This window comes from Glutamicibacter sp. BSL13 (assembly GCF_052928425.1).
In genome coordinates this window covers 1-2,673 of record NZ_JAVGCZ010000179.1, presented here as the reverse complement: position 1 = coordinate 2,673, position 2,673 = coordinate 1, and the positions used below count along the sequence as shown (strand labels likewise).

Sequence of the window (2,673 nt, the reverse complement as noted above, 5' to 3'; positions counted from 1 at the left end):
GCCGCATCCCGCGGCGCAGCTGGATCCGGCGCACGGGGTGAAACGCACCGTGCTCGAACACCTCCAGCCGCGCCCCGTCCTCAGCGTGCAGCATGATGCGCTGGGCATCGACCTGCACGCTGGCATGGCGGCGCGAGACGGCCGGGTCATCGAGCCACAGCGGGGCGCAGCGCCCCACCTGATGCCGCCCGGGGCGCAGCACCAGCCGGGCCCCGGCGTTCGGCCCCTGCGGCACGTAGAGCTGCAGCCCGCCGCCGGCCCGGCGCCCGGGATCCGCCGACGCACCACCGCCGGGCAGGTCGCTGAGCAGCAACCGGGCATCGCGCGGCAGCGGCCCGAGCTCCTCCAGCGCCCGCGCCCCGCAGTACCAGCGTGGCACATCGAACTGGGTGTCCAGCACCTCCTGCACCCCCGCCCCGTCCAGGGTGCCCTCCGCCTGCAGCATGAACTGCCGCGGCCGGGCGAACGCCGCGGCGCACAACAACAGCTCCACCGGCCCACCGCCTTCCCCTAGTTCCCCTCGTCTTTCACCGCCGGGCGTGCCGCCGGCACGCCCATCAACCCACGCGCTGAGCTGTGCGCTTGGCGCGGCGCGCGCGAATGTGGACAGCGCGGGGCACCACGGGTTTGTCCACACTCTTTGGCGCACCCCTTGAAAGCCGTGCGCGGCGCCGATAGCATGCGTGATCAATGGATCACAGGTGGGGCTGTGCTGGGGCTGGCCGACACCTTGCTGCGTTGGTTGCAGCCCGGCATCGGTGCCAGGCGGCCGACGGTACCCCGGCCACGGGAGGCGCAAGAGTACCGTTGGGCGAAAGGACCCGGCCGTGGAAGCCCTGTCAGTCGTTGAGGACGAGGTCCGTGAGCTGGTGCGCCGCCAGGGCCTGGACCCGGCCACCGAGCCGCACCGCATCCGCGCCCTGATCGATGAGGTGGTGCGGGATTACGATGAGCGGGCCCTGCTCGGGGCGGTGCCGCAGCTGGGGGAGCTGGAGGCGGCCAAGCGCAGCGTTTTTGACAATGTGGCCGGGTTCGGCCCGCTGCAGCCGCTGCTGGATGACCCCGGCATCGAGGAAATCTGGGTCAACGCCCCGCACCAGGTGTTCTGCGCCCGCGGCGGGCGCAGCGAGCTGACCGGGATCCGGCTGGACGCCGGGCAGATCGCCGCACTGGTCGAACGGATGCTCAAGGCATCCGGGCGGCGCCTGGACCTGTCGCAGCCGTTCGTCGACTGCCAGCTGCCGGACGGGTCGCGGCTGCACGTGGTGATCCCGGACATCACCCGAGAGCACTGGGCGGTGAACATCCGCAAGTTCATCGCCCGCGCCGCGCGGCTCGATGACCTGGTCGAACTGGGTTCACTGAGTGAAGACGCGGCGTTCTACCTTTCCTGCGCGATCGGGGCGGGCATGAACGTGATCGTCACCGGCCCCACCCAGGCCGGGAAGACCACCATGCTCAACTGCCTCTCCTCGGCGATCGGCCCGCGCGAACGGGTCATCACCATTGAGGAGATCTTCGAACTGAACTTCGCGCTGCGTGACCAGGTGGCGATGCAGACCCGCCTTGCGAACCTGGAGGGCACCGGGGAGATCACCATGCGCCGACTGGTCAAGGAGGCGCTGCGCATGCGCCCCGAGCGCATCATCGTCGGGGAGGTGCGCGAGGCCGAGGCGCTGGATCTGCTGATCGCGCTGAACTCGGGCATCGCGGGCCTGTGCACCCTGCATGCCAACTCGGCGCGCGACGCGATCATCAAAATGTGCACGCTGCCGCTGCTGGCCGGGCCGAACATCACCAGCGACTTCGTGGTGAAAACCGTGGCGACCTGCGTGGACGTGGTGGTGCACTGCACCCGCGACGGGCAGGGCCAGCGCTTCGTGGAGGAGATCCTGGCGGTGCCCGGACGGGTGGAGGACGGGCAGATCGAAACCTCCACGCTCTTTGAGCGCACCTCGGGCCAGCTGCGCGCGGCCGCCGGGGCGGACTGGGCGCACCAGAAGTTCCAGATCGCCGGGGTCAACATGGCCGAACTGATGGGGGAGCGGCTATGAGCCTGCTGCTGGGGGTGCTGCTGGGCGTGGGCGCGGCGCTGATTCTCGACTGGCTGCTCTACGAGCCGTGGGTGCGCCGGCGCAAACCGCGTGCCCGCATCCAGGGCGCGCTGCTGCAGGCCGGAATCGCCACCGTGCGCCCCTCCCGCTTCGTGCTCGTGTGCCTGTGCACCGGGTTCTGTGCCGGGCTGCTGATCCTGGCGCTGACCGGCTCCTTCCTGTTCGGCGCGCTCTTTGGCGGGTTCGGGCTGCTGGCCCCGTGGGTGTACCTGCGCTACCAGGCGGCCAAACGGCGCGCGGCGCTGCGGGAGCAGTGGCCGGAAGTCGTCGATCACCTGCGCTCGGCGGTGCGCGCCGGGCTTTCGCTGCCCGAGTCGCTCAGCCAGCTGGCCGAGGTCGGCCCCGAGACGCTGCGCCCGGCCTTCCGCGACTTCTCCCTGGACTACCGGGCCACCGCCAGGTTCTCCACCGCGCTGGAGCACCTGGGCGAACGCCTGGCCGACCCGGTGGCGGACAAGATCCTGACCACCCTGAGCATCACCCGGGAGGTCGGCGGCACCGAACTGGGCCAGACCCTGGGCACGCTGGCCGCGTTCCTGCGCGACGATGTCAAGACCCG

3 protein-coding genes are annotated in these 2,673 nt (G+C 70.9%); 2 read left to right on the top strand and 1 reads right to left on the bottom strand.

All coding sequences use genetic code 11. From position 1 onward, the window contains the following. Positions 1-493: hypothetical protein (locus tag RCJ92_RS15560; RefSeq protein ID WP_446755075.1), on the bottom strand; the 493-nt coding region annotated here is incomplete at its 3' end. 334 nt (positions 494-827) lie between these two features. On the opposite strand from RCJ92_RS15560, the gene RCJ92_RS15555 reads away from it, so the two are divergent. Beyond that, positions 828-2,054 carry a CpaF family protein gene (locus RCJ92_RS15555; RefSeq protein ID WP_446755074.1) on the top strand — a complete coding sequence of 409 codons (1,227 nt, stop codon included), beginning with the start codon at positions 828-830 and terminating at the stop codon, positions 2,052-2,054. After that, positions 2,051-2,673: type II secretion system F family protein (locus tag RCJ92_RS15550; protein WP_446755073.1), on the top strand; the 623-nt coding region annotated here is incomplete at its 3' end. The genes RCJ92_RS15555 and RCJ92_RS15550, both read left to right, overlap by 4 nt.